Origin of the sequence: Deinococcus depolymerans (genome assembly GCF_039522025.1) — a bacterium.
GTDB lineage: Bacteria > Deinococcota > Deinococci > Deinococcales > Deinococcaceae > Deinococcus > Deinococcus depolymerans.
The window spans coordinates 314,215-340,316 of record NZ_BAAADB010000029.1; the positions used below are offsets into that span (position 1 = coordinate 314,215).

A 26,102-nucleotide genomic window follows, 5' to 3' on the forward strand; every position below is an offset into this window, starting at 1 on the left:
CCGTCGCTTCGCGCCTCCCTCCCTCTCCCACAGGGGGAGAGGGGACAACGGAACGCGATCACGATGCAAGCAAGTCAATTTAATCCCGTATGAGGGTCTGAGAAAAATGCTTTGTGTTGCGCTGTTCTCAGACTCTTCGACCTTTCGACCCTTCGACACGCGGTCGCATGCCTGGGCGACCCTGACGGGAGATCAGCTCTCTATATGCCTTGACAGGAATATTCCGTCGGTAGCATAATCTGCATACAACAGAACGCACCAGAAGGAGGTCACGCGCCGCTTGAACCACCACACCTTCACCGCCCTGGCCGACCCGCACCGTTTCCAGATCGTCGAACTGCTGCGCGAACGGCCCCACAGCGTCGGCGAGATCGCCGACCGGCTCGGCCTGCGCCAGCCGCAGACATCCAAGCACCTGCGCGTCCTCACGGACGCCGGACTGGTCCACATGGAACCGCAGGCCAACCGCCGCATCGCCCACCTGAGCCCCACGCCGTTCCGGGACCTCGACGACTGGCTGACCCGCTACCGCCCCCTCTGGGAGGAACGGCTGGACCGGCTCGACGACTACCTGCGTACCCTCCCGCCCGAAGAGCCCGCACCCGACCCAGACGAACCCGGAGGTTCCCCATGACGCACGCCACCCTCGACCACCGCATCGAAGACGCCCGCACCCTCGTGCTGGAACGCACCTTCGCCGCCACGCCCGACCGGGTGTTCGCGGCGTTCACGCAGGCCGAGCACCTGAAGCACTGGTGGGGACCGCGCGGCTGGACCCTGACGCACTGCACGGTGGACCTGCGCCCCGGCGGCCGCTGGCACTACTGCATGACCTGCACCGACCCCGCGCAGGGCGACTTCCACGGCATGAACAGCTGGGGCCTGGGCGTGTACGAGCAGATCGAGGCGCCCACCCGCCTGACCTACACCGACCACTTCAGCGACGAGCACGGCGCCGTGAACGACCAGATGCCCGCCACGCTGGCCGACCTGACCTTCGAGGCCGTGCCCGGCGGCACGCGCGTCACCAGCCGCTCCACGTACGTCCGCCCGGAAGACCTCCAGGCCGTCATGGACATGGGGATGCTGCAGGGCATCAGCGAGACGTGGGACCGCCTCGCCGAACACCTCGCCTGACCTGAACGGGCAGCGGCTCCCACCTTCATCAGGGGAACCGCTGCCCGTTCTATTTCCGCTTCAGTTCAGCGCGCCGGTCTGGAACGTGAAGTTCTTGCCGTCGTAGTCGACGGTCAGGCTGCTGCTGTCGGGCACGTTGCCCTGGAGGATCTCGCGGGCCAGCGGCGTCTCGATCTCGCGGCTGATGGCTCGCTTGAGGGGGCGGGCGCCGAAGGCCGGGTCGTACCCGATCTGCGCCAGTCGGTCCTTCGCGGCGCCCGTCAGGTGCAGGCTCACGCGGCGTTCGGCGAGGCGACGGATCAGGCCGCGCATCTGGATGTCCACGATGCGGTGCAGGTCGGCGGCGGTCAGTGCGTCGAACACGATGATGTCGTCCACGCGGTTCAGGAACTCCGGGCGGAAGTGGCCCTGCAACTCGCCCATCACGGCGTCGCGGATCTCGTCGGCGCTGTCGCCGCGGTGCTGCATCTCCAGGATCAAAGGGCTGCCGATGTTGCTCGTCAGGATGATCAGCGTGTTACGGAAGTCCACCGTGCGGCCCTGCCCGTCGGTCAGGCGGCCATCGTCGAGCACCTGCAGCAGCACGTTGAACACGTCCGGGTGGGCCTTCTCGATCTCGTCGAACAGCAGCACGGCGTAGGGGCGGCGGCGCACGGCCTCGGTCAGCTGGCCGCCCTCCTCGAAGCCCACGTAGCCGGGAGGCGCGCCGATCAGGCGGGCGACGGTGTGTTTCTCCATGTACTCGCTCATGTCGATGCGGACCATGGCGTCCTGACTGTCGAACAGGAACTCCGCGAGGGCCTTCGCCAGCTCGGTCTTGCCCACGCCGGTCGGCCCCAGGAACATGAAGCTGCCCAGCGGGCGGTTCGGGTCGCTCAGCCCGGCGCGGCTGCGGCGGATGGCGTCCGCGACGCTCACGATGGCGCGGTCCTGCCCGATCACGCGGCCATGCAGCTGCTCTTCCAGCTTCAGCAGCTTCTCGCGTTCGCCCTCCATCAGCTTGTTCACGGGAATGCCGGTCCAGCGGCTGACCACGGAGGCGATGTCCTCCTCGGTCACCTGGGTGTGCGCGAACTCGGCGCCCTTGAGCTTGCGCTCCAGCTCCTGCACCTCTTTTTCCAGCTGCGGCAGGGTGCCGTACTCCAGTTCGGCGGCGCGTTGCAGGTCGTAGTCGCGGCGGGCCTTCTCTATGTCGGTGCGCACCTGATCGAGCGACTCGCGTTTCTCGCGCAGCGCGGCCACCTCGTGCCGTTCGGCCTCCCAGCGGGCGCGGACGTCGGCCAGCTCGTCGGTGATGCCCTTCAGGGCACCCTCGATGTCCAGCAGGCGGTTCTGGCTGTCCTGATCCTTCTCGCGCTTTAATGCCTCGCGTTCGATTTCCAGCTGGAGCTTGCGGCGTTCGAGCTGGTCGATGCGTTCGGGGCTGCTCTCCAGCGCCATGCGCAGCCGGGCGGCGGACTCGTCGATCAGGTCGATGGCCTTGTCCGGCAGCTGCCGGTCCGTGATGTAGCGGTGCGACAGCTGCGCGGCGGCCACCAGTGCCGGGTCGGTGATCTCCACGTTGTGGTGCACCTGATAGCGCTCCTTGATGCCGCGCAGGATGCTGATCGTGTCCTCGACGCTGGGTTCGTCCACGAACACCGGCTGGAAACGGCGTTCCAGGGCGGGGTCCTTCTCGATCTCGCGGTACTCGCTTAAAGTCGTGGCGCCGATCAGGTGCAGTTCACCGCGCGCCAGGGCGGGTTTGAGCATGTTGCCCGCGTCGGGGCTGCCCTCGGTCTTGCCCGCCCCGACGATGGTGTGGATCTCGTCCACGAACAGGATGACCTCGCCCGCCGAGGCGATCACCTCGTCGATGACGCCCTTGAGGCGTTCCTCGAACTCCCCGCGGAACTTCGCGCCCGCCAGCAGGCTGCCCATCTCCAGGCTGACGATGCGTTTGTTCTTCAGCCCGTCCGGCACGTCGCCCTTCACGATGCGGATGGCGAGCCCCTCGGCGATGGCGGTCTTGCCCACGCCGGGTTCGCCGATCAGGACGGGGTTGTTCTTGGTGCGGCGCAGGAGGATCTGCATGGCGCGGCGGATCTCCTCGTCGCGGCCGATCACGGGATCGAACTTGCCGTCGCGGGCGCGCTGGGTGAGGTCGGTGCCGTACTTGGCGAGGGCGTCGAACTGCTGTTCACTGGTCTTGGTCGTCACGGTCTTTCCTTTGCGCTGCTCGTTCACGGCGCGGTTCAGGTCGGTCTCGGTGGGCAGGCCCCGGCCGCGGTACTCGCCGCGCAGGGCGAGCAGCAGGGCGTCGGCGGCCACGAAGGAGTCGCCGAGCTGGCCGGCCAGGGTGTCGGCCTTCTGGAAAGCGCGGCTCAGGGCCGGGTCGAGGTACAGGTTGTCCCCGCCGCCCTGCACGCGCGGGAGTTTCGCCAGTTCGGTGTCCAGCGCGGCGCGGATCTGGTTCAGGTCGCCGCCTGCCAGGGTCAGGGCGCGCCCGGCGGTGTCGTTGTCGGTCAGGGTGCGCAGGACGTGGGTGGGCGTCAGGTTCTGGTGTCCGCTCTGCTGCGCGAGCTGCTGCGCCTGCTGCACGGCCTGGGTGGTGGCCTCGGTGAAACGGTCGGGATTCAAGTCGGGAACCTCCGGGGGTGGACGGGTGAGGGCTGAATCAACTGCCTCCATTCTGAAACTTGAGTCAGGTCATGTCAAGTTTATTGCGGATGATTAACGATAGACGGGCTGACCACTGCCCCACCGCCGCGCCTGTTTCAGATCAGGATCCTGATGCCGGTCCCCAGCTCCCGCTGACGAGTTCCATCATGCCGGTGCCGGTGGCGGGCTCGGCGCCCCAGGTGCCCGACACCTCGACCGGCCCCTCCCAATAAGCGATGCGGGTGCTGCGACTCAGGAGTTCCTGCTCACGCCGCACCGCCCGCACGCTCAGATCGAACCCGTCCGACACCAGCCGCCAGCCCAGCGTGTAGCGCCGACCGGTGGGACTGGTCCACACCTCACCCGGCTCGGCCCGCAGACCCCGCACGGCCCGCACGTGCCCGTCCGGTTCGACCACACTCCCGATCAGCTGCGCCACCGTGCCGTCCAGTCGCCGCACCCGGTACACCATCAGATCCCGGCCATCCTCCAGCTGCACGCTGAACCAGTCCCACAGCGCCGTCTGCCCCGGAATCTGGTTGCCCCACTGGTGATCCAGCCACGCCTGACCCTGCACGGCCCGTCCGTTCACGGACCCTGACAGGGCCAGTCGCGTGATTCCCTGGTAGAACAGCACCCCGGTGTCTGCACTGCCGCTGTACCCCGGCGGGTGCAGCACCGGCCCCTTCACGGGCGTCAGCGTCAGGTCCAGCGGCCCGGCCCTCAGGCTCAGCGGCGCACCCGGCCCCGTCCCCGCCTGCGTGAGCGTCCATGTGCCCTGCCGCAGCCGCAGCGGGGGAGAGGACACCTCACCCGACCCGGCGGGCTGCTCCAGGAACGTCAGCTGTCCCGTGCGCAGGTCCGTGACCGCCACGTGCGAGATCATCAGTGGAACGGGCACGCGGGCGTCCTGCACCCGGAACTGCGCCCAGTGCAGCGCCAGCCCCTCGCCCGGCAGGTACGCACTCACGTACCACCACTCCATCGGATTCGCGTGCGCCCCGTACTCGGTGGCAGAGGGCAACTGCGCCGTGTTCACGACCGACTGCACCGGCACGCACCCGCTCAGCAGCAGGGCCGCCATCACCGGAATCAGGTTCAGTCGCATTGACCCCCAGTCTAAGCGACCCACCGTTCACCTGATGCCGCGGATGGCGGATGGCGGATGGCCGGGAACACTGTTCCCAACTCCCACTGCCTCCCGCACGCCGCCTGCGCACAAGCGAACCGACCCCCCGGTCTCCCGGAGGGTCGGCCCAGTCGTCTGGGGGTATACGGACGGCCGTCTGTTTCGTTCACACCCCGCCAACCCACCGGCCACGCTGCGAGTCGCATCTGCTCGGACTGGACGGTGCTGGCAACCCCGTCAGTCCAGGGCCGTACTACTTGTCAACTACTCGTCGCCGAGGTACGCCTTGCGGACGCTCTCGTCGCTCGCGATGTCGGCAGCGTTGCCCGACAGCTTGATCTCACCGGTCTGCAGCACGTACGCGCGGTGCGCGATCTGCAGGGCCATGTTCGCGTTCTGCTCCACGAGCAACACGGTCGTGCCGCGCTCCTGGTTCAGCTTCACGATGATGTCGAAGATGGCTTCCACGAACAGCGGGGACAGGCCCATGCTGGGCTCGTCGAGCAGCAGCAGGCGCGGCGCGACCATGAGGGCGCGGGCAATGGCGAGCATCTGCTGCTCCCCGCCGGACATGGTGCCGCCCAGCTGGTGCTCGCGTTCCTTCAGGCGCGGGAAGAACCCGAAACCCTCCTGGATGCGGCCCTCGATCAGCGCGCGGTCGGTGACGGTGTACGCGCCCACGTCGAGGTTCTCGCGGACGGTCATGTCCTTGAAGATCCGGCGGCCCTCGGGCACGTGACTGATCCCTCTTTGCATGATGTGGTGCGCGGGAATCCCGGAGATGGCCTGACCCTCGAAGGTCACACTTCCCGTGCGGGGTTTCATCATGCCGCTGATGGTGCGCAGCGTGGTGGTCTTCCCGGCGCCGTTCCCGCCGATCAGGGCGACGATCTCGCCCTCGTTGACGGTCATGCTGACACCCTTCAGGGCGTGAATGTGGTCGTAGTACGTGTGAACGTTGTCGAGTTCGAGCATGGGTGTGGACTTAGACATGGGGACGCTCTTCCTTCCCGTAATCGCCGGCGGCGGCGCCGCGGCCCAGGTACGCTTCCATCACGCGGGGGTCGTTGCGGACCTGATGCGGCAGGCCCTCGGCGATCTTGCTGCCATAGTCCAGCACGGTGATGTGCTCGGACAGCGTCATGACGAGGCGCATGTCGTGCTCGATCAGGCAGACGGTCACGCCCAGTTCGTCACGCACGCGGCGGATCAGGGCCTTCAGGTCCTCGGTCTCGCGGGGGTTCATGCCGGCGGCCGGTTCGTCCAGCAGGATCAGTTTCGGGGTGGTGGCCAGTGCGCGCGCGATCTCCAGTTTGCGCTGGTCCCCGTACGGCAGGTTCGTGGCGAGTTCGTTGCGCCACTTGCCCAGCCCCACGAAGTCCAGCATGATCCGCGCGGCGTCCCTGGCTTCCTGCTCGGACTGGTGGAATTTCCGGGTGTGCAGCACGGCGTCCACGAACCCGCTTTTCAGGCGGGCGTGACGCCCGACCATGATGTTCTCCTCGCTGGTCATGGTGGAGAACAGGCGGATGTTCTGGAAGGTCCGGGCGATGCCGGCCTGGGTGACCTGATCGGGGCGCAGGCCCACCAGTTCACGCCCGGCAAGGCGGATGGTGCCGCGCGTCGGCTGGTAGATGCCGGTGATCATGTTGAAGAAGGTGGTTTTCCCCGCGCCGTTCGGGCCGATCACGCTGACGATGCTGCGGTCGGGGATGTTCATGGTCACGTCGTTCACGGCGGTCAGGCCGCCGAAGACCTTCGTGACGCCCTGCACTTCCAGAATGTTGCCGCTGCCGGTCATTTGCGGCCTCCTGCGGGGTCCTCGTGCTTGGTGGGGGCCACGCCGGGCGAGTACACTTCCGCGCCCGTGTTGCCCAGCGCGCCGGCGTTGCCGTCCACGCTGTCGTCTTCCTGATTGTCGTCGTGGTGCAGTTCGAGCGTGCGGCGTTTGTTGGGCAGCAGACCCTCGGGGCGCAGCAGCATCATGGTCACCAGGATGATCCCGAAGATCAGGCGTTGCAGCTGACCGGGGTTCACCTGCTGCGGGATGCCCAGGTTGGCGGTCGCCTCGCCCAGGCCCGGCAGGATGCGCAGGTTCAGCAGGGTCACGACGGCCGCGCCGAGAATCACGCCGGGGAAGGAGCCCATGCCACCCAGGATGACCATGCTCAGCACGCCGATACTCTGGAACAGGTTGAAGGACTCGGGGCTGATGAAGGTCTGCTTGGCGGCGAAGATCATGCCCATCACGCCCGCGAAGCTCGCGCCGGTCGCGAAGGCGATCAGTTTGGTCTGCACCAGCGGCACGCCCATGGCCTGCGCGGCGACCTCGTCGTCACGGATGGCGATCCAGGCGCGGCCGATGCGGCTACGGTCCAGGCGGACGTTCACCAGCAGGATCACGCCCACGACGATCAGCACCAGCACGTACAGGAACAGCAGGTAGTGCTGGTCCTCCGTGAAGCCCAGCGCCCCGGCCAGCGAGTTGAACCACGGCACCGACGCGCTCCGGATGGGCGTGATGCCCTGCGAACCGGCGGTGTACAGGTCGAGGTTGTTGGCCAGCACGCGGATCACTTCACCCAGTCCCAGCGTGATGATGGCGAGGTAGTCGCCTTTCAGGCGAAGCACGGGCAGGCCGATCAGCACGCCGACGATCGCGGCGGCCAGGATGCTCAGGGCCAGGAACAGCCAGAAGAAGCCAGGGTCGATGCCGTTGGCCAGCCCGGCCGCCTGACCGGACATCAGGACGACCGTCGCGCGCGCCGCGAGGGTCAGGCCCGCCACCAGGCCGAAGGCAGCCAGGCGGAAACTCCAGGTGCTTGTGGCGGTGGGGGCGGTGCGGGCGGTCAGGCGGTTGATGTACACCATGCTGGCCGCCGTGACGACTGTCAGGAACAGGCCGATGGCGAGGGTGCCGGCGTTCGTGGCGCCCGGGTTCTCGCCGTAGTACTTGAGAACCTCGGAGAAGCGGGGGCTGGCGAAGATGCCCCAGGTGTACGCGCCGACCGCGAAGAACGCCACGTAGCCCAGGTCCAGCAGGCCCGCGAGGCCCACCACGATGTTCAGGCCCAGGGCCAGCGCCGCGAAGATCATGATCTGGATGCTCAGGTCCAGCAGGCTGGTGTCTTCACGGCCAGCCCAGGGAAGCACCAGCAGCAGGCTGCCCGCGCCGACCAGGGCGCGCGCCCAGGGCGCGGCGTTCCACAGGTACGCGAACAGGACGTTCGCGAGGAACAGCGACACGAAGAACGCTTCGGTGATGGGGTTTTTCAGGAACTGCCCGGCGGTGCCCATGCCCTCGAGGAGCGGACCGTTGTGCGAGACCAGCAGCACGCCGCTGGTGATCAGGAAGAAGGCGAGCAGCAGGAGGGTCCGGTCGGGTTTGGCCGAGCGCGGCGTCTTGCTGAACATGGAGGGCAGGCTCATACTTTCTCCACGTTGCTCTTGCCGAGCAGGCCGGTGGGTTTGAAGATCAGGATCAGGACCAGCACGATGAACGCCCCGATGCGCTGGTAGCTGGCGTCGATGGCGCCCAGGTTCTCACTGCCGACCACCTGCCCGAGGATGTTGGTCACGCCGATCAGGTTCTGGATGACGCCCAGGGTCAGGCCGCCCAGGACCGCGCCGGGGATGCTGCCGATCCCGCCGAGCACGGCAGCCGTGAAGGCGATGATGCCCGGGTCGAAGCCGCTGTAGGCGTTGACGGTGCCGAACTTCATGCCGAACAGCACGCCGCTGATGCCGCCCAGCGCCCCGCCGATCAGGAAGGTGGCGCTGATCATGCGGTTGCTGTCGATGCCCATCAGGCCGGCCGTCACGCGGTCCTGCGCGACGGCGCGGATTGCCTTGCCGAGGCGGGTGCGGTTCACGAGGTAGTTCAGGATGCCCAGGCTGAGCAGCGCCACGACGACCAGAATCACGTCCTTGAGCTGAAGGTCCACGCCCACGCCACGCAGGAAGTTCCCGAGGGGCGCGCAGCTGCTGGTGGCCGCGCAGAACTTGTCGGCGAACCCGGCAGGCAGGGTGTAGGTCAGGTCGAAGCGGCCCTGGAGTCCCTCGATGACGCGCAGGACGTCCTGCAGGATCAGCGAGACGCCGATGGCGGTGATCAGCGGCACGAGTTTGGGGGCGTTGCGCAGCGGCCGGTACGCGAGGCGCTCGATCAACACGTTCAGCAGGCCCGAGATGGTCATGGCGGCCAGCAGCGCGATGACCAGCTTCAGGTAGCCGTTCATGTCGACGCCTTTGAGCAGGCGGAAGACTTCGAATCCGACCACGGCCCCGGTGACGAACACCTCGGAGTGGGCGAAGTTGATGAGCTGCAGAACGCCGTACACCATGGTGTACCCCAGCGCGATGATGGCGTAGACGAACCCGAGGACGAGTCCGCCGACGATCACGTTGACCAGGAAGGGCAGGAGGGTGGCGAGATCCAAGTAAATTCAACTCCTTTCTGGGAGTGTGGACGCCCGGTCAGTTAGACGGCCAGGGCGTACCACTGAAATGCAACAGTCCGGGCGGAGTGAACGCCTTGCCTTCACTCCCCTGACGCCGTGACCTGCGCGCCCGGCACCGACGGTCACCTGAAATGGTACTCCGGTCACGCACTCGCGCGCCCGTGTGCCCGGCCAGCCGGAAAACAATCGGGGCCGAGCACGCGGCCCGGCCCCAGGATGGTGCGGGGAGGTCTGTTGCAGGGCAGGCGCGTCTATACACGCTCCTGCCCAGGTTGGCGCTTAAGGCTTGGGCGCCTTGACGGGCAGGCTGGTGCTCAGCTTGAACTTGCCGTCCGTGACGTTCATCACGTACAGCGTGCCGGCTTTGCGGTCACCCACCGAGTTGAAGGCCACGTTGCCCGACAGCAGGCCGGTGAAGCTGCCCTTGCGGATGGCGCTCTCCACCTGCGCGCGGCTGGGCAGCTTGTTGCTGTTGCCGCGCACGGCGTTCAGCACGCCCTGCAGCACGACCTTGGCGGCGTCGTAACCGAAGGCCCCGAAGCCCTGGGCGTCGTCGTTGAAGGTCTTCTTGTAGCTGGCGGCGAACACCTTCGCGGCGGGCAGCGCGTCGATGGGCGCGGCGACGGTCGTGAAGTAGATGTTGTTCGCGTTGGCCGCGCCGACGATCACGGGCAGTTCGCCGCTGTCGAGGCCGTCGCCGCCGACCACGGGGGTCGCGACGCCGCTTTCACGCAGCTGCTTGATGAACACGCCCACCTGGTTGTAGATGCCGCCGAAGTAGATGGCGTCGGGCTTCTGCAGCTTGATCTTGGCGATGATGCTGGAGAAGTCGCTCTTCTCCTCGGTGCCCTCGTTCGCGCTGACGGTCACGGCCTTGGCTTTCAGGGCCTTCTCGACTTCCTTGGCCAGACCCTCGCCGTAGGCGGTCTTGTCGTTCAGGATGTAGACCTTCTTGGCCTTCAGGTTGCCGCTGATGAAGTTCGCGCCGGCGGGACCCTGGGAGTCGTCGCGGGCCACGATGCGGTTCATGTTGCTCAGGCCGCGATCGGTGACGCCGTTGGCGGTGTTGGCGGGCGAGACCATGGCGACCTTGCTGGGCTGCAGCGCGGCGCTGGCGGGGATGGCCACGCCGGAGTTCAGGGTGCCCACGACGGCCAGGATCTGGCGGTCGGCGGCGATCTTACGGGCGGCAGCGGTGCCGGTGGCGGGGTCGGCCTGGTCGTCGTAGGGCACGAGCACGAGGTCGAAGCCGAGTTTCTTGAACTGGGCCTTGTACTCGTTGACGGCCAGCTGGGTGCCGTTGCGGATCTGGGTGCCCAGGTCGCTCTGGCCGCCGGACAGTGGGCTGAGGCTGGCGATCTTGATGGTGGTCTGGGCGGACGCGCTGCCGAGGGCGAGGGCTGCCAGGACGGTAAGGCTCAGGGCGGTTTTCTTCATGGGGCCTCCAGATATAGGTACACGTCGGGTCTGTTAACCCGGGTGCGGTGTGGTGATGCCGAGATTCTATGGAGCGCTTTAGGTCATGTCAATGCGCCGCTCATGAGTGCGCTTGAAATGATTCTGGCAACACCACCTTGATACCATTCTGAAATTGCCGCGAACCTCCTGCATCCAGCAATCAGGTTGCTCTGACTGGCGCTGGTGAATCCGGAACGAGTGATTCCATGCACGCGGGCGCAAGAAGCGCCTTTCCGCCCCCGCGCGTCGGCCCCCGGTGAATGAAGGCGCCGGTCAAATGCAGACCAGCGGACGCAGACCGGGGCCGGTCCCGCCGGTGGAACCCCGGTGCCGGGCAGCGCAGGATCAGATCAGGTCGAGGTAACGGTCGAGTTCCCACTGGTGGACGGCCGCGCTGTACTCGCGCCACTCGGCGCGTTTGGCCGCCACGAAGTGATCCATGACGTGCTCGCCGAGCGCACGTCGCATCACCTCGTCCTTCTCGAGTTCCTCGACGGCCTCGCGCAGGTCGCTGGGCAGTTCGCGTACGCGGTGGTGACGTTTCTCGCGGACCGTCATCTTGAAGATGTTGCGCTGAATGGCCGGCGCGGGCTCCATCCGGCCCTCCAGGCCGTCCAGCCCGGCGGCGAGCATCACGGCCAGCGCCAGGTACGGGTTGCAGCTCGGGTCGGGCATGCGCACCTCGGCGCGCGTGGAGTTCCCGCGCTTGGCGGGAATGCGGATCAGGGCCGAGCGGTTGCTGGTACTCCAGGCCACGTTCACGGGCGCCTCGAAGCCCGGCACCAGCCGTTTGTAGCTGTTCACCAGCGGATTGGTGATGGCCGTCATGCCGCCCGCGTGGTCCAGCAGGCCCGCGATGAACTGTTCGGCCGTGCGGGACAGTCCGTACTCGCCGGCCGGGTCCGCGAAGGCGTTCACGCCGTCACGGAACAGGCTCAGGTGGCAGTGCATGCCGCTGCCGTTCACGCCGGGGATCGGCTTGGGCAGGAATGACGCCAGCAGCCCGTACTCCAGCGCGACCCGCTTGACCACGAACTTGAACGTCGCGATGCGGTCCGCGGTTTCCAGGGCCGGGGCGTACCGGAAGTCGATCTCGTGCTGGCCCGGCGCGACCTCGTGGTGGGCGGCCTCGATCTCGAAGCCCATCTCGACGAGCTTGTTGGTGATCTCGCGGCGGATGCGTTCACCCTTGTCGATGGGGGCCAGGTCGAAGTACCCGGCCTTGTCGTGCGTGACGGTGCTGCCCAGTCCGGCCGGTGTGCGCTCGAACAGGAAGAATTCCGGTTCCGTACCGACGAACATCTCGAAGCCCAGCGCCTGCGCCCGCGCGATCTGCCGCTTGAGCACCTGCCGGGGATCGCCCTCGAAGGGGGTGCCGTCGGGCAGGGCCACGTCGCAGATCAGCCGGGCGACCTTGCCGCGCTCGCCCTCCTCGCGGGAGAACTGCGGATAGATCAGGAACGTGCCCAGGTCCGGGCGCAGCAGCATGTCGGACTCCTCGACGCGCGTGAAGCCCTCCACGGCGCTGCCGTCGAATGTCACGTCGCCGTTCAGGGCCTTCTGGAACTGCGATTTGGGCACCTCGACGTTCTTGGTGGTGCCCAGGATGTCGGTGAACTGCAGGCGCAGGAACTTGACTTCCGCCTCGTGCAGGCGGGCCAGGATGCTCTCGCGGGTGGGGCCGCCCGGCTGGGTGGGTCGGGCCGGCACTTCAGGAGAGGCCGGCGTGGCGGTGGAACGGCTGGAACGGGTGGGCATCTGAAACGAACCTCCGGCGGAAACGGCTGAGAGTGCACAAAAGTGAAAAGAGGAAACGGAACGGAAGCGCGGGCGGCAGGTCAGGGCGCCGCGCGGGCAGCGGGGCCGGGGTCCGCCGCGCCTTCCTGTCCGGGCGCTTGGCCCGCCCGGTGGTCCGGCACACCCCATCCGGTCGTCCCGAAATGGTACGACCTTCCTGGCGGTCCGTCACGCCGGCCGGCTGCCACCCTCCCCGGGGCACACCCCAGGCCCCGGTGCAACTTGTTCCGTTCAATACGCCCGGACGTTCATTCCGGGAATGACAAGCTGCACTTCCGGCGGGGGGTGTGTCCCGGAAAGTCGGCTGCTGACGTCATCTTGTGCAGGAGAATGCGTTGACCCCGCGAAAGCAGACTCCTATACTCGCGGGCAGTGAGCGGGTCACACGGACCGGCGCGGCGTGAGATCACGGGATGCCCCACGCCACGCACCACGGTCCAGGCCCGCGACAGGGAGCGACATGAACCAGGACTTCGACGTCAACTCGGCCGCACGCAACTGGCGCGTGGACACCACCCCCTCCGCCTCCCCGCTGGAGGTCGTGAACGACCTGTTCGCCAGCGACGTGCTGACCCTCGAACAGCTCAAGGCCCGCCTCAGCAAGAGCGCCTACAAGAGCCTGCAGGCCACCGTGGAACGCGGCGCGCAGCTGGACGCCAGCATCGCCGACACCGTCGCCCTGGCCATGAAGACCTGGGCCATGGAGAAGGGCGCCACGCACTACACCCACTGGTTCCAGCCGCTGACCGGCTCCACCGCCGAGAAGCACGACTCGTTCCTGAACCCCGCCGGTGACGGCGTGGCCATCATGTCCTTCTCCGGCAAGGAACTCATCCAGGCCGAACCCGACGCCAGCTCCTTCCCGTCCGGCGGCCTGCGCGCCACCTTCGAGGCGCGCGGCTACACCGCCTGGGACCCCTCCTCCCCGGCGTTCATCATCCGGCACGCCAACGGCGCGACCCTGTGCATCCCCAGCGTGTTCGCCTCCTGGACCGGCGAGGCCCTCGACCTGAAAACCCCGCTGCTGCGCTCCATCGAGGCCCTGAACAGCGCCGTGACGCCCGCCCTGGAACTGTTCGGCGCCAGCGCCGGCACCCGCGTGGGCAGCAGCCTGGGCGCCGAGCAGGAGTACTTCCTGATCGCCGAGGAGTACTACTACCGCCGCCCCGACCTGGTCATGACCGGCCGCACCCTGTTCGGCGCCAAACCCCCGCGCGGCCAGGAACTCGAGGACCACTACTTCGGCGCCATTCCCGACCGGGTCCTGAGCTTCATGACCGACGCCGAGATGCAGCTGTACGCGCTGGGCATCCCGGTCAAGACCCGCCACAACGAGGTCGCGCCCGGCCAGTTCGAGATCGCCCCGATCTTCGAGCACTCCAACATCGCCGCCGACCACCAGCAGCTGATCATGCAGGTCCTGCGCACCACCGCCCGCAAGTACGGCCTGGTCTGCCTGATGCACGAGAAACCCTTCGCGGGCGTGAACGGCAGCGGCAAGCACTGCAACTGGAGCATGGCCACCAACGCCGGCGAGAACCTGCTGGAACCCGGCGACACCCCCCACGAGAACATGCAGTTCCTGTTCTTCTGCACTGCCGTCCTGAAAGCCGTCGACACCCACCAGGACCTGCTGCGCGCCTGCGTCGCCAGCGCCAGCAACGACCACCGCCTCGGCGCGAACGAGGCCCCGCCCGCCATCATCTCCATCTTCCTGGGCAGCGAACTGACCGACATCTTCGACCGCATCGTCAGCGGCCAGGGCGGCAGCGGCAAGTCCGCCGGCCTGATGGGCCTGGGCAGCTCCGTCCTGCCCGAGATTCCCGTGCACGCCGGGGACCGCAACCGCACCAGCCCGTTCGCCTTCACCGGCAACAAGTTCGAGTTCCGCGCCGTGGGCTCCTCGCAGAGCATCAGCTTCCCGATCACGGTCCTGAACGCCATTGTCGCCGAGAGCGTCTCTGAACTGACGGCCGAACTGAAGGCGCAGCTGGACGCCGGGCAGAGCCTCGACGAGGCCGTCACCGCGCTCGTCAAACGCACCTACCAGCAGTACCAGCGCATCGTCTTCAACGGCGACGGCTACAGCGACGCCTGGCACCAGGAAGCAGAGCAGGTGCGCGGCCTGCTGAACCTGCGCACCACCCTCGACGCCATCGAGCACCTGAACAGCCCGAAGAACACCGCCCTGTTCAGCAAACTGGGCATCCTGAACGAACGCGAACTCGCGGCCCGTCAGGAAATCATGTACGACATCTACTTCAAGACGGTGAACATCGAGGGTGAAACCACCGAGTACATGGCCCAGACGCAGATCCTGCCCGCCGCGCTGAACTACCTCGCGGACCTCGGCAAGGTCGGCGGCAACCGCGCCGCACAGGCCGTCACCGCCGAGGTCAGCGCCGCCGCCGACGCCCTGTACGACGCCATCCAGGCCCTGCGCGTCCAGAACGAAGCGCTGGGCGGCGACGAGGTCCACGAGAAGGCCCACCACATGCGGGACCACGTCCTGCCCGCCATGAGCGAGGTCCGTACCGCCGCCGACCGCCTCGAGAAGGTCGTCAGCAGCAAACTCTGGCCGCTGCCCACCTACCGCCAGATGCTCTTCGTCAAGTAATACGGACTCCGATTGAATGGGCTGCAAAGCCCGCTGGGTCCGAGCGAAGCGAGTGGGAGCTGGGCGGGTTCCGGACGTGGAGCCGACAATCCGGTGAAGTTCCGGGTTGTCAGCGAAACAAACGGAATCCGTCTAAGGCCCGTCAGGGGAGGGAGTCGGCCGGAGGGAGTGAGGCCCGGCCCCCTCCGCCCCGGCCACACCACCCGACGCACCCCGGTGACCCGCCCTGCTTCCACGCAGGCGGGTCACTCTCTTCCGTCCACTTCACATACGGACTGCCGTCTGTTCCGTTCACAATCCGCCGCCCCACCGATCTGTCAGCGCCACGCCCGCCAGTGCGCGTCCCGCTCCTCCTTTGCGGGGCCGCTTCAAGGGTCGTATCCGCTCGGGTTGAACGGGGTTGGCACCCCACTCAACCGGAGTGCGCAGCACTCCCTCCTGCCCCCGTCACGCGGAGTAAACTGCGGGCGTGTTGAATCTGCTTCGCCGCCCCGCCGTGACCCCCGCCGAACTGGACGAGGGACTGCGGGCGCTGGGACTGGACGGGTCGCAGCACGTGATCGTGCACGCGAGCCTGAAGTCCTTCGGCACGCTGGACGGGGGCGCCCGGACGGTCGTGGAGAGCCTGTCGCGGCGCACGGCCACCCTGGTCGCCCCGGCCTTCACGTACTCGACGCTGCTGTCACGGCCGACCTCGACCACGCACGCCCGTTTCCACCGGGACAGCCGGGTCAGCCGCGATATCGGGCGGGTCCCGCAGGAACTCGTGGACCGCGCCGAGGCCCTGCGGTCCTTTCACCCGACCCTGAGTTTCGTGGCCCTGGGCCAGGAGGCGGCGCGCATCACCGAGGCGCAGTCGCTGGGCAGCCCGTACCAGCCGGTCGGGGCGCTGTACGACCTGAACGGGTACGCGCTGCTGATGGGCGTGGATTTCGGCAGCAACACCAGCGTGCACTACGGCGAGCACCTCGCGGGCATGCCGCTCCTGACGCGCTACGTGCCGCTGGACGGACAGGTGCTGCCCACCGCCTTCCCGAACTGCTCGGCGGATTTCGATCATCTGGCCCCGGAGGTCCATGCGGGGCTGCGCAGCGTGCAGGTGGGGTCCTCCACGCTGCGCCTGTACCGCGTGCGGGACCTGGTGGACGCCACGGTGCGCCTGCTGGGCCGCGACCCGGAGGCGCTGCTGTGCACCTACCGGGGGTGCCGCTGCCAGGAGGTGCGGGCGCTGGTGCGCGCCCAGGGCCTGACACCGCGCCCGCACCAGGGTCTGATCAGCTGAAGGTGCATCCCCACGGGCCCGGTCAGCTGAGGTGCATCCACACAGGCCCGGTCAGCTGAGGCGTTTCTCGCTGGAATGACCGGGCCGCACGCGCAGGTCCGGGCGGACGTGGTGCGCGGCGTGGTTGGCGGCCACGGCCGCCTGCGCCAGCCCCACCGAGATCAGCTTGAAGTCCTGCCCGGACGCCGCCACGTCGCCCGCCACGAACACGCCGCTCAGGGCGGTCCGGCCGCCCACGCCGTCCGGCACGTACTCGCCCTGCCAGCCGAGCGGCCAGCCCTGCACGGGCGTCAGGTCCGGCAGGTAGCCGTTCAGGATCAGCACCGTGTCGGCCGGCACGTCGCGCGGCTGACCGTCCACGGTGAGGGCCGCGCCGGTCGGCGTGACGTTCAGCAGCACGGCGGGAGCGAGGACGTCCAGCCGGCCGGTGTGCCCCGCCTCCGCCAGGGCGTCCAGGTCGGCGGGACTGCCCCGGAACCCGGCGCGGCGGTGCGTGAGGGTCACCTGCGCGCCCGCCTGCGCGAGTTCCAGCGCGGCGCGCGTGGCCTGCGGCACGCCGCCCACGATCAGCACGCGGCGGCCCGCGAGTGCAGCCGGGTCGGGCACGTCGGTCCGCACGTCCGGGTGCGTGCCGGGCACGCGGGCCTCGCGCGGCCGCAGGGCGCCCAGACCTGCCGCCAGGATCACGGCGCCCGCCCGGTAGGTCCGTGGGCCGTGAGGTCCGAGCGTGCCGACGCGCCACTCCTCACCGTCCGCTTCCAGCGTGCGGGCCAGGGTGTTCAGGTGCAGCTGTGCGGGCAGGCCGTCCAGTTGCCGGACCAGTCCGGCGATCACGTCTGCGGCGGGCGCGGCGGGCAGGCCCGGCACGTCGTACACGCGCCGGTCCGGGTAGAGGGCGGTCAGCTGCCCGCCGGGTTCGTGCCGGGCGTCCAGCACGGTCACGTTCAGGCCGCGCCACGCGGCGTAGAACGCGGCGTGCAGTCCGGCGGGCCCGGCGCCGACGATCAGCACGTCGGCGTCACGGTCAGGGGGAAGGGGGGCGTTCATGCGGCGAGTATGCCAGAACGCCCTGCCCGGCCCCTCCCGCGCGGGCCGCTCAGGCCTGGCGGTGGCCGAGCATCATCTCGCGGTGCACGACCTTGCGGCGGGGGCGGCCCTCGGCCTGCCCGGTCGCGAGTTCGTGCGCGTCGAGGGTCTGCCAGTCCGCGAAGGAGTACACCTGCACGCCCCGACCGGCCAGCAGGGCGTCCACGGACGCACGGGTGGGGTGGGCCGCGCCGGGCAGGTGGCCGCCGTTCACGTCGGCCAGCAGGTGCGCGACGGTGTCGGTGGCGTCCTTGCGGTTGGTGCCGACCACGCCGCTCGGGCCGCGTTTGATCCACCCGGCGGTGTACTCGCCCACGCGGCCTTCCACGCGGCCTTCCTCGTTGGGGATCACGCCGCGCCGCTCGTCGAAGGGCACGCCGGGCAGCGCCACGCCCCGGTACCCGACCGAGCGCAGCACCATCTGCACGGGCAGCACCTCGTACTCGCCGGTGCCGACGGCGTTGCCGTTCTCGTCCAGGCGGTTGCGTTCCACCTTCAGGCCGCCCACGCGCCCGGTGCCGTCGTCAATGATCTCGGTGGGGGAGACCAGGAAGCGCAGGTGCACGCGGCGGGGTTTGCCCTGCGGGGTGCGGGCGGCGAAGTCGCGCAGCACCTCGATGTTCTTCTTCTTCACGTTGTCGGTGACGGCGGCCTCCTCGGCCTCGGTCAGGGCGATCTCGGCGGGGTCCACGACAGGTTCGGATTCGTGCAGTTCGCCGAATTCACGCAGTTCCTTGGTCGTGAAGGCTGCCTGCGCCGGGCCGCGCCGTCCCAGGATCCACACGTCCTTCACGTGGCTGTGTTCCAGGGCGTCCAGGGCGTGCGCGGCGATGTCGCTGCTGCGCAGTTCCTCCGTGGTCTTGGCGAGGATGCGGCTCACGTCGAGCGCCACGTTTCCCACGCCGACCACGGCGACCCCGCCGGCGTTGAGGACCATCTCGCGGGCGGCGGCGTCCGGGTGGCCGTTGTACCACGCGACGAACTCGGTGGCGCTCATGGAGCCGGTCAGGTCCTCGCCGGGAATGCCCAGGCGGCGGTCACTGCTGGCGCCGACCGTGTACAGGATGGCGTCGTAGTGGGTCACGGCGTCCTCGTGCGTCAGGTCCGTGCCGAATTCCACGTTGCCCAGGAAGCGCACGCGCGGGTCGCCGAGGGTCTTCTCGAAGCCGCGCGTGACGCTCTTGATGGTCAGGTGGTCCGGGGCCACGCCGTAGCGCACCAGGCCGTAGGGGGTGGGCAGGCGGTCGAAGACGTCGATGTCGACGTTCAGGTCGCTTTTCAGCAGGGCCTCGGTGGCGAAGATGCCGCTGGGGCCGCTGCCGATCACGGCGACGCGCAGGGGTCGGTCGGGGGTGACTGTCAGGCTCATGCGGTTGAGTCTAAAGGTCAACTGCTTGGGGGGGAATGGCAACGCGGCCCGCTGTCCAGCCCGGATGGTGTCACGTGGACGGAAACACGGCCGGGAAGCCATGCGAACACGCTGCCCGGCGTGAGGACCGGGCAGCGCTGGATGGAACGGGAGTGGTGGGCGGTGGCTCAGGCGGCGGCGATGGTCTGAAGGGCCGACTCGTTCTTCAGGGTGATCTTGCCGTACCCGGCGCTGATGACGCCCTCGCGGGACAGTTCGCCGACGACCTTGGTGACGGTCTCGCGCACACTGCCGACGGCGGCGGCCAGTTCGTCGTGCGTGGCGTAGATCATGGTCTCGCCGCTGTCGAGCTGGGTGGCCAGGGCGGTGTCCTTGAGTTCCAGGAGTTCCCCGGCGATGCGGGCGCGCAGCCGCTTGCCGACGAGGCGGTAGATGCTCTCGTAGGCGCGTTCCAGCGTGCGCACGAGGTGGGTGGTGACCACGAGGTTGTCCTCGGCGCTCATGAGGGCGGGGTTGATCACGTCGATGCTGGAGTCGGTGACGGCCTCGGCGAAGTAGGCGCGGTTCACGCCGGCCAGGGCTTCCTCGCCGAAGTACTCGCCGGGTTTGACGTACCGCAGGGTCAGGCCGTTGCCGTCGTCGTCCATGGTGTGGACGCGCACGAGGCCGGTCGAGACGCGGTAGAGCATGTCGCTCTTGCCGGGGTAGAGGATGACGGCGCCGGGGCGGTAGGTGACGGTGTCCACGAAGGTCCGGGGGGTGCTGGTGTGGCTGGTGATCATTGTGTGCGCCTCCTTGGGCGGTGTGAGAGGGGGGAAACGGGGTGTCGGGGGCTTATTCCCGACCTGCTCACAGTGTAACCCAATATCACTTTTTTGTAAACACTTTTGTTTCTTTAATCAGCATTGAGATTACAGATCACCCGGTCAGACCCGCCCCTCCCGAGCCCCGGCAGCACGGCGTTCCCACGCACCGTCGCGGCCCGACCAGCCTCACCCGGCGCTCACCGCCCCCGGCCGGACAGCACACCGGACTCCCGGAACGGCAGTGGGCGGCGAGGCCCTCACCACGCCGCCCACCCTGCCCGGAGGCCGGGGTTCAGCCGATCAGAGTTCGTCCTCGCGGCGGATCGGGAAGGCGCTGATCACGCTGTCCTTGTCGGACACGTTGATCACCTTCACGCCCTGCGCGTTGCGGCCCGTCACGCGGACCTCCTCCACGCGGGTACGGATCACGGTGCCCTTCTCGGTCAGGACCATCAGTTCCTCGTCCCCGGCCACGCGGGCCAGGGTGACCAGCTTGCCGGTCTTCTCGGTCACGTCCAGCGTGATCACGCCCATCCCGCCGCGTCCCTTGGCGGGGTACTCCCCGACCGGGGTGCGTTTGCCCAGTCCGCACTCGCTGACGGCCAGCAGCTCGCTCTCCTCGTCCCCGCCGGGCACCAGTGCCATGCTGACCACGGCGTCCTGCTCACCCTCGCGCAGGCGGATGCCGATCACGCCCTGCGTGGCGCGTCCGGTGTCACGCACCTCACTCGACTCGAAGCGCATGGCCTTGCCGTTGCGGGTGGCCAGGACCACGTGATCGCCGTCCTGCACGATCCCCACACTGATCAGCTCGTCGCCCTGCTGCAGGTTGATGGCGATCAGGCCCGCCGAGGTGATGTTGCCGTAGTCGGTGATCAGGGTCTTCTTCACCACGCCGTTCCGGGTCGCGAAGATGAAGCAGCCCGGCTCCTCGAAGCCCCCCACGCTCAGGACCGACGCGATGTTCTCGTCGTCACGCAGGCCCGGCAGCAGGTTGCGGATGTGGGTGCCCTTGGCGTCCCGGCCCGCCTCCGGCAGGTCGTAGATCTTCTCGTGGAACACGCGGCCCTTGTCGGTGAAGAACAGCAGGAAGTCGTGCGTGCTGCCGACGAACACGCGGGTGTTCACGTCCTCGTCACGCAGCTTGCCGCCCGACGAACCGCGCCCGCCCCGGCCCTGGGCGCGGTAGGCGTCGAGCTTGGTGCGCTTGAGGTACCCGGCGCGGGTCATGGTGATGACCATGTCCTCGACGGCGATCAGGTCCTCCTTGCTGATGTCCTCCTCGAGCAGCGTGATGGTGCTGCGGCGCTCGTCGCCGTAGTTGTCGCGCACGGCGCGGATTTCCTTCTTGATCTCCTTCCAGAGCAGGCCCTCGTCGCCCAGGATGGAGCGCAGGAACGCGATGGTCTTCTGCAGCTCGTCGTACTCGGCCATCAGCTTCTCGCGCTCCAGGCCCACCAGGCGCTGCAGGCGCATGTCCAGGATCGCCTGGGACTGCTCCTCGCTCAGGCCGAAGCGGACCATCAGCGAGTCGCGCGCCTCGGTGCCGGTGTTGCTGGACCGGATCAGGTTGATGACCTCGTCGATGTGGTCGAGCGCCTTGATCAGTCCCTCGAGGATGTGGGCGCGGGCCTCGGCCTTCTTCAGTTCGTACTGCGTGCGGCGCGTGACGACGTCCTTGCGGTGCGCCAGGAAGTAGCGCATGGTGTCCACCAGCGGCAGCACGCGCGGTTCGCCGTTCACGATGCTGAGGTTGATGACCGTGAAGGTGCCCTGCAGCTGCGTGTACTTGTACAGCTGGTTCAGGACCAGCGTGGGAATCGCGCCGCGCTTGAGTTCCACCACGATCCGCACCGGGTCCTTGCGGTCGGACTCGTCGCGCAGGGCCGAGATGTCGGGGATCTTCCCGGCCTTGTACATGGCGCTGATCGTCTGGATCAGGTTGGTCTTGTTCACCTGATACGGGATCTCGCTGATGATGATCTGGTTGCGGCCGTTCTTCTCCTCGATGCGGGCCTTGCCGCGCACCTTCAGCCCGGCGTGGCCGGTGGCGTAGGCGTCACGGATGCCCTGCTTGCTGATGCGCCCGCCGGTCGGGAAGTCCGGGCCGGTCACGTGCTGCATCATGTCGTCCAGGCCGATGTGCGGGTCGTCGATCAGGGCCAGCAGGCCATTGCAGATCTCGGTGAGGTTGTGCGGCGGGATGTTCGTCGCCATGCCCACCGCGATGCCGGAGGCGCCGTTGATCAGCAGGTTCGGCACGGCCGAGGGCAGCACGCTGGGTTCGACGGTGGTCTCGTCGTAGTTGGGTTTCAGGTCGACGGTCTCTTTTTCCAGGTCGGCCAGGACTTCCTCGGCGACCTTGGTCATGCGGGCCTCGGTGTAGCGCATCGCGGCGGGCGGGTCGCCGTCGATGGAGCCGAAGTTCCCCTGCGGGTGGACCATCGGGTAGCGCATGTTCCACCACTGGCCCAGGCGGACCATGGCGTCGTAGATGGACGAGTCGCCGTGCGGGTGGTACTTCTTCATGACCTCGCCGACCACGGACGCCGACTTGGCGTGTTTCTGGTTGGCGTACAGGCCCTCGAGCATCATGGCGTACATGATCCGGCGCTGCACGGGCTTGAGGCCGTCGCGCACGTCGGGCAGCGCGCGGTCCACGATCACGTTCATGGCGTAGTTGATGAAGTTGGTCTTGACTTCGCTGGTGATGTCAACGGGGTGAATTCCGGTCATGGTGCTCCAGTCGTGCGGGTCCGGGCGTGGCAGGTGCCGCGCCGCAGGAGTGAGATGGGGAGGTCCCGGCGCAGGGCCAGGGATGGAACGATTCTAGCACGATTATGTTCAGGGCGTAATAGAACCGAGTCCTTCTATGCTCCCCATTGTACCCGAAAACACCCCCGGACACCGCGACCCCCACCACCACCGGAACCCGCCCAGCACCAGCAAAATCAGCCCTCCATGACAGTCCGGACCCCACCCGCCCCGGACGGCGCACTCAACCACCGCCCCCGTCTGCCCGGCCTGACCCCCGGCCCACTGATACGGACGGCTGTCTGGTTCGTTCACACCCCGCCCACGCACCGGGTTGCCAGCACCACGCCCGACCGTCCTCCGGGCTCCCACGCTGCGCAGCCGCCCGCCGGGTCCGTATGATACGGATTCCGTCTGTTTCGCCAACAATCCGGAACTGCACCGGATTGCCGGCTCCACGTCCGGAACCCGTTTTTCTCCTACTCGCTCCGCTCGGATTGAACGGGCCTTGCAGCCCATTCAATCGGAGTCCGTATGAGAACGCGCGTGCGGCAGGGGCACCACCCCTGCCGGTCTGCCAGTCACCACCCCCCGCTGACCGCGCGTACCCTTTATGATGCGCTCACATGCTTGATCAACTCACGCAACTCGTCAGGGACGTGGACGGCGCCTGGGCCGCAGCGATCGGTGGCCTGGACGGCCTGCTCATCGAGGGGTACTCCACCGCCACCACCGACCTCAACCTGCTGATCGCCGAGCACGCCGGCCTGTACCGCTCGGCCAGCACCGCCTACGCCACCACCCTGAACGGCGGCCAGACCCGCGAACTGTACCTGCGCGGCGAACGCCTGAGCGTGTACCTGCACCCCATCAAGGCCGACTACTTCCTGCTGCTGGCCGTCGACGCCCGCAGCAACCTCGGGCAGGCCCGCCTGTACGGCCGCGACACCGCCCGCAAACTGGAGGCCACCCTGTGATCATCGACCCCCTGCGCACCCTGCCCGGCGTGATCGCCGCCGCCCTGGTCGGCCCCGACGGCCTGCCCATCGAGACGCACGGCGAGGGCGGCGACGCCATGGCCGCCGAACTCAGCGCCCTGCGCACCAGCCTGGACCGCACCGGCCGCCGCCTGGGCGCCGGGGAGGTCACCCGCATCGCCTTCACCAGCGAACGCATCGAGGTCGTCGCCGTCTCCAGCGGCGACTTCGTGCTGGGGGCCGCCATGGCGCGCGGCACCGACACCCGCACCGCCCAGCAGACCCTGGCCCGCCTGGCCCTGGAACTCGGGCACCTGCCCCGACCGGAGACCGCATGATCGAGGCCCTGATGGACGTGCGCGGCGTGCGCCACACCGCCCTGGTCGCCAGCGACGGCCGCGTCGTGGCCCGCGCCGGGCTGCCCGAGGAACAGCTGGGCGCGGAACTGACCCTGATCGCCGCCGGCCGCGCCGTGATCGGCAGCCTGCAGGCCAACCTGAACACCGGCGACTGGCAGGAACTGCTGCTGGACGTCGAGGGTGGCCCCGTCCTGCTCACCCCGCACGGCGACCAGATCCTCCTGACCGCCTTCGACGAGGTCGCCAGCCTGGGCCGCGTGCGCTTCGCGGTGCGCCGCCTGCTCGGCACCGCCTGACGGCCCGCGTTCCCGCGTGTCGCGTGCCGGAGTGCGTTGCATTCGTCCCGGCGCCCGCGCGCTAGCGTAGGCGCATGGACCGTCCCCGCCGCCTGCGCCGCACGCCCGCCCTGCGCGCCCTGACCCGCGAGGTGCACCTGCACCCAGAGCAGTTCATCCACCCGATCTTCGTGCATGAACGCGACACCGTCACCGACATCGCCACCATGCCCGGCGTGCAGCGCCACTCCATCGGGAGTGCCGTCCAGCAGGCCCGCGAGGCCCTGGCCCTCGGCGTGCCCAGCGTGATCCTGTTCGGCATTCCCGACCACAAGGACGCCCTGGGCACCCAGGCGTACGCCGAGGAAGGCATCATCCAGCGGGCCACGCGCGCCATCAAGGCCAGCGTGCCCGAGGTGAATGTCATTGCCGACACCTGCCTGTGCGAGTACACCGACCACGGCCACTGCGGCCCGCTGTGCGAGGTGCCCGGCCTGAGCGGCCAGGACGCCTGGACGGTCGACAACGACGCCAGCCTCGCCCTGCTCGCGCAGACCGCCGTGTCACAGGCCCGCGCGGGCGCCGACGTGATCGCCCCGAGCGCCATGATGGACGGGCAGGTCGCCGCGATCCGCGCCGCACTGGACGGGGCGGGCTTCACGCACGTCCCGGTCATGAGTTACGCCGTGAAGTACGCCAGCGCCTACTACGGCCCCTTCCGGGACGCCGCCGGGTCCACCCCCAGCGTCGGGAACCGCGCCACCTACCAGATGGACCCCGCCGGCGGCTACCGCGAGGCGCTGCGCGAGGCCCGCCTGGACGCCGAGCAGGGCGCCGACACACTGATGGTCAAACCCGCCCTGGCGTACCTGGACGTCCTGAACCTCCTGAAACGCGAATTCGACCTGCCGGTCGTGGCGTACAACGTCAGCGGCGAGTACTCCCTGATCAAGGCCGCCGCCGCCGCCGGCTTCATGGACGAACGCCGCACCGTCCTCGAAACCCTGACCGGCTTCAGGCGCGCCGGAGCGGACGCCATCATCACGTACCACGCGCTGGACGCCGCCCGCTGGCTCGCCGAGGACGCCCGCGCATGACCAGCGCCGTCAACCCCATCCGCGTGGACTGGATTCCCACCGGCCTGTGGCCGGGCCGCCTGGGCCTGACCTTCGCGCCCGGCAAGAAGGGTGGCAGCGTGTACCAGCCGGGCGTCACGCACGACCGCAGCGTCACGGACGACATGCGGACCCTCGCGCAGCAGGGCACGAACGTCATCGCGCCCCTCATCGAGGACTTCGAATTCGACCTGCTGGGCATGGACGGCTACCACGACGCCGCCTCCGCGCACAGCATCGAGATCGCCCCGTACCCCATCCCCGACCGGCACGCCCCACACGACCCGCGTGACTTCGCCGCGTACATCGACGAACTCATGACCCACCTGCTCGACGGCCGCAGCGTCGTCGTCCACTGCCGGGGCGGGCTGGGCCGCGCGGGCCTGACCGCCGCGTGCCTGCTCGTGCAGGGCGGCCTGGGCGCCCACGACGCCATCGCCCTGGTCCGCCAAACCCGCAGCCCGCACGCCATCGAGACGCGAGGGCAGGAGCAGTTCATCCACGACTTCGCCCAGTGACTGGAGGTCACCCATGATCAGCGTCGCCAACCGCATCCACGTGAAGGCCGAGTACCACGACATCTTCGAGCAGCGGTTCCGTGACCGCGCCGGACTGGTGGACGGCATGCCCGGCTTCATCGCCAACCACGTCCTGCGCCCCACCCGGGACGGCGACCCGTTCGTGGTGCTGACCTTCTGGGAGTCCCGCGAGTCCTTCGAGGCCTGGACGACCAGCGACGCCTTCCGGCAGGGGCACGCCCGCAGCGGCACCCTCCCGAAAGACGCGTTCAGCGGCCCGAACGTCCTGGAAATCCACGAGGTCGTCACCCGCTGACCGGGAC

Annotated in this window: 22 protein-coding genes; 10 read left to right on the forward strand and 12 right to left on the reverse strand. The window is 68.4% G+C overall.

The window, feature by feature from the left end:
• The first annotated feature begins 280 nt into the window (after positions 1-280).
• Both ABDZ66_RS14100 and ABDZ66_RS14105 read left to right on the forward strand, forming a co-directional pair.
• On the forward strand, positions 281-634 hold the full coding sequence (locus ABDZ66_RS14100) for an ArsR/SmtB family transcription factor (protein ID WP_343760117.1): 354 nt from the start codon (positions 281-283) through the stop codon (positions 632-634).
• Complete coding sequence (locus tag ABDZ66_RS14105) at positions 631-1,137, forward strand: SRPBCC family protein (protein ID WP_343760119.1); 507 nt, start codon at positions 631-633, stop codon at positions 1,135-1,137. The genes ABDZ66_RS14100 and ABDZ66_RS14105 overlap by 4 nt, the downstream gene beginning before the upstream one ends.
• Before the next feature lie 60 nt (positions 1,138-1,197).
• Here ABDZ66_RS14105 and clpB read toward each other — a convergent pair whose 3' ends face one another.
• From clpB to glnA, 8 genes are all read right to left on the reverse strand, one after another.
• Entirely contained in the window at positions 1,198-3,756 is a 2,559-nt protein-coding gene (gene clpB, locus ABDZ66_RS14110) for an ATP-dependent chaperone ClpB (RefSeq protein WP_343760121.1), read from the reverse strand.
• Positions 3,757-3,898: 142 nt separating this feature from the next.
• Positions 3,899-4,885: a lipocalin family protein gene (locus ABDZ66_RS14115; protein WP_343760123.1), complete on the reverse strand. Its 987-nt coding sequence runs from the start codon at positions 4,883-4,885 to the stop codon at positions 3,899-3,901.
• A 285-nt stretch (positions 4,886-5,170) separates the two neighbouring features.
• Entirely contained in the window at positions 5,171-5,899 is a 729-nt protein-coding gene (locus ABDZ66_RS14120; RefSeq protein ID WP_343760125.1) for an ABC transporter ATP-binding protein, read from the reverse strand.
• On the reverse strand, positions 5,892-6,707 hold the full coding sequence (locus ABDZ66_RS14125) for an ABC transporter ATP-binding protein (RefSeq protein ID WP_343760127.1): 816 nt from the start codon (positions 6,705-6,707) through the stop codon (positions 5,892-5,894). Before ABDZ66_RS14125 ends, ABDZ66_RS14120 begins: the two co-directional genes overlap by 8 nt.
• Entirely contained in the window at positions 6,704-8,335 is a 1,632-nt protein-coding gene (locus ABDZ66_RS14130; protein WP_343760129.1) for a branched-chain amino acid ABC transporter permease, read from the reverse strand. The genes ABDZ66_RS14125 and ABDZ66_RS14130 overlap by 4 nt, the downstream gene beginning before the upstream one ends.
• Entirely contained in the window at positions 8,332-9,345 is a 1,014-nt protein-coding gene (locus ABDZ66_RS14135) for a branched-chain amino acid ABC transporter permease (protein WP_343760131.1), read from the reverse strand. The genes ABDZ66_RS14130 and ABDZ66_RS14135 overlap by 4 nt, the downstream gene beginning before the upstream one ends.
• Before the next feature lie 300 nt (positions 9,346-9,645).
• A complete protein-coding gene (locus ABDZ66_RS14140; RefSeq protein WP_343760133.1) occupies positions 9,646-10,803 on the reverse strand; it encodes a branched-chain amino acid ABC transporter substrate-binding protein in 1,158 nt (385 codons plus the stop codon).
• Between the two features lie 366 nt (positions 10,804-11,169).
• Complete coding sequence (gene glnA, locus ABDZ66_RS14145; RefSeq protein ID WP_343760135.1) at positions 11,170-12,582, reverse strand: type I glutamate--ammonia ligase; 1,413 nt, start codon at positions 12,580-12,582, stop codon at positions 11,170-11,172.
• Positions 12,583-13,081: 499 nt separating this feature from the next.
• Between glnA and ABDZ66_RS14150 the strand changes: the two genes are divergently transcribed.
• Both ABDZ66_RS14150 and ABDZ66_RS14155 read left to right on the forward strand, forming a co-directional pair.
• Positions 13,082-15,238 carry a glutamine synthetase III family protein gene (locus ABDZ66_RS14150; protein ID WP_343760138.1) on the forward strand — a complete coding sequence of 719 codons (2,157 nt, stop codon included), beginning with the start codon at positions 13,082-13,084 and terminating at the stop codon, positions 15,236-15,238.
• 469 nt (positions 15,239-15,707) lie between these two features.
• A complete protein-coding gene (locus ABDZ66_RS14155; protein WP_343760140.1) occupies positions 15,708-16,520 on the forward strand; it encodes an AAC(3) family N-acetyltransferase in 813 nt (270 codons plus the stop codon).
• 51 nt (positions 16,521-16,571) lie between these two features.
• On the opposite strand, the gene ABDZ66_RS14160 is transcribed toward ABDZ66_RS14155, so the two are convergent.
• From ABDZ66_RS14160 to gyrA, 4 genes are all read right to left on the reverse strand, one after another.
• Positions 16,572-17,567 carry an NAD(P)/FAD-dependent oxidoreductase gene (locus tag ABDZ66_RS14160; protein WP_343760142.1) on the reverse strand — a complete coding sequence of 332 codons (996 nt, stop codon included), beginning with the start codon at positions 17,565-17,567 and terminating at the stop codon, positions 16,572-16,574.
• A gap of 49 nt (positions 17,568-17,616) precedes the next feature.
• A complete protein-coding gene (locus ABDZ66_RS14165; RefSeq protein ID WP_343760145.1) occupies positions 17,617-18,975 on the reverse strand; it encodes an FAD-dependent oxidoreductase in 1,359 nt (452 codons plus the stop codon).
• A gap of 167 nt (positions 18,976-19,142) precedes the next feature.
• Entirely contained in the window at positions 19,143-19,757 is a 615-nt protein-coding gene (locus ABDZ66_RS14170) for a helix-turn-helix domain-containing protein (RefSeq protein ID WP_343760147.1), read from the reverse strand.
• Between the two features lie 324 nt (positions 19,758-20,081).
• Positions 20,082-22,517, reverse strand: coding sequence for a DNA gyrase subunit A (gene gyrA, locus ABDZ66_RS14175; RefSeq protein ID WP_343760149.1), 2,436 nt, complete (start codon positions 22,515-22,517; stop codon positions 20,082-20,084).
• A 644-nt stretch (positions 22,518-23,161) separates the two neighbouring features.
• On the opposite strand from gyrA, the gene ABDZ66_RS14180 reads away from it, so the two are divergent.
• From ABDZ66_RS14180 to ABDZ66_RS14205, 6 genes are all read left to right on the forward strand, one after another.
• Entirely contained in the window at positions 23,162-23,512 is a 351-nt protein-coding gene (locus ABDZ66_RS14180) for a roadblock/LC7 domain-containing protein (protein ID WP_343760151.1), read from the forward strand.
• Positions 23,509-23,850: a roadblock/LC7 domain-containing protein gene (locus ABDZ66_RS14185; RefSeq protein ID WP_343760153.1), complete on the forward strand. Its 342-nt coding sequence runs from the start codon at positions 23,509-23,511 to the stop codon at positions 23,848-23,850. The genes ABDZ66_RS14180 and ABDZ66_RS14185 overlap by 4 nt, the downstream gene beginning before the upstream one ends.
• Positions 23,847-24,167 (forward strand): roadblock/LC7 domain-containing protein, encoded by a 321-nt coding sequence (locus ABDZ66_RS14190; RefSeq protein WP_343760155.1) that lies wholly within the window; start codon positions 23,847-23,849, stop codon positions 24,165-24,167. Before ABDZ66_RS14185 ends, ABDZ66_RS14190 begins: the two co-directional genes overlap by 4 nt.
• A 74-nt stretch (positions 24,168-24,241) precedes the next feature.
• On the forward strand, positions 24,242-25,243 hold the full coding sequence (hemB, locus tag ABDZ66_RS14195) for a porphobilinogen synthase (RefSeq protein WP_343760157.1): 1,002 nt from the start codon (positions 24,242-24,244) through the stop codon (positions 25,241-25,243).
• On the forward strand, positions 25,240-25,779 hold the full coding sequence (locus ABDZ66_RS14200) for a cyclin-dependent kinase inhibitor 3 family protein (protein WP_343760159.1): 540 nt from the start codon (positions 25,240-25,242) through the stop codon (positions 25,777-25,779). The genes hemB and ABDZ66_RS14200 overlap by 4 nt, the downstream gene beginning before the upstream one ends.
• Positions 25,780-25,792: 13 nt before the next feature.
• On the forward strand, positions 25,793-26,095 hold the full coding sequence (locus ABDZ66_RS14205; protein ID WP_343760161.1) for an antibiotic biosynthesis monooxygenase family protein: 303 nt from the start codon (positions 25,793-25,795) through the stop codon (positions 26,093-26,095).
• Positions 26,096-26,102: the final 7 nt, after the last annotated feature.

Coding starts and splice junctions, on each gene's coding strand:
- ABDZ66_RS14105 (WP_343760119.1), top strand. CDS start 631: ATGACGCACGCCACCCTCGACCACCGCATCGAAGACGCCCGCACCCTC.
- ABDZ66_RS14115 (WP_343760123.1), bottom strand. CDS start 4,885: ATGCGACTGAACCTGATTCCGGTGATGGCGGCCCTGCTGCTGAGCGGG.
- ABDZ66_RS14120 (WP_343760125.1), bottom strand. CDS start 5,899: ATGTCTAAGTCCACACCCATGCTCGAACTCGACAACGTTCACACGTAC.
- ABDZ66_RS14125 (WP_343760127.1), bottom strand. CDS start 6,707: ATGACCGGCAGCGGCAACATTCTGGAAGTGCAGGGCGTCACGAAGGTC.
- ABDZ66_RS14130 (WP_343760129.1), bottom strand. CDS start 8,335: ATGAGCCTGCCCTCCATGTTCAGCAAGACGCCGCGCTCGGCCAAACCC.
- ABDZ66_RS14140 (WP_343760133.1), bottom strand. CDS start 10,803: ATGAAGAAAACCGCCCTGAGCCTTACCGTCCTGGCAGCCCTCGCCCTC.
- glnA (WP_343760135.1), bottom strand. CDS start 12,582: ATGCCCACCCGTTCCAGCCGTTCCACCGCCACGCCGGCCTCTCCTGAA.
- ABDZ66_RS14150 (WP_343760138.1), top strand. CDS start 13,082: ATGAACCAGGACTTCGACGTCAACTCGGCCGCACGCAACTGGCGCGTG.
- ABDZ66_RS14160 (WP_343760142.1), bottom strand. CDS start 17,567: ATGAACGCCCCCCTTCCCCCTGACCGTGACGCCGACGTGCTGATCGTC.
- ABDZ66_RS14165 (WP_343760145.1), bottom strand. CDS start 18,975: ATGAGCCTGACAGTCACCCCCGACCGACCCCTGCGCGTCGCCGTGATC.
- ABDZ66_RS14170 (WP_343760147.1), bottom strand. CDS start 19,757: ATGATCACCAGCCACACCAGCACCCCCCGGACCTTCGTGGACACCGTC.
- gyrA (WP_343760149.1), bottom strand. CDS start 22,517: ATGACCGGAATTCACCCCGTTGACATCACCAGCGAAGTCAAGACCAAC.
- ABDZ66_RS14180 (WP_343760151.1), top strand. CDS start 23,162: ATGCTTGATCAACTCACGCAACTCGTCAGGGACGTGGACGGCGCCTGG.
- ABDZ66_RS14190 (WP_343760155.1), top strand. CDS start 23,847: ATGATCGAGGCCCTGATGGACGTGCGCGGCGTGCGCCACACCGCCCTG.
- hemB (WP_343760157.1), top strand. CDS start 24,242: ATGGACCGTCCCCGCCGCCTGCGCCGCACGCCCGCCCTGCGCGCCCTG.
- ABDZ66_RS14200 (WP_343760159.1), top strand. CDS start 25,240: ATGACCAGCGCCGTCAACCCCATCCGCGTGGACTGGATTCCCACCGGC.
- ABDZ66_RS14205 (WP_343760161.1), top strand. CDS start 25,793: ATGATCAGCGTCGCCAACCGCATCCACGTGAAGGCCGAGTACCACGAC.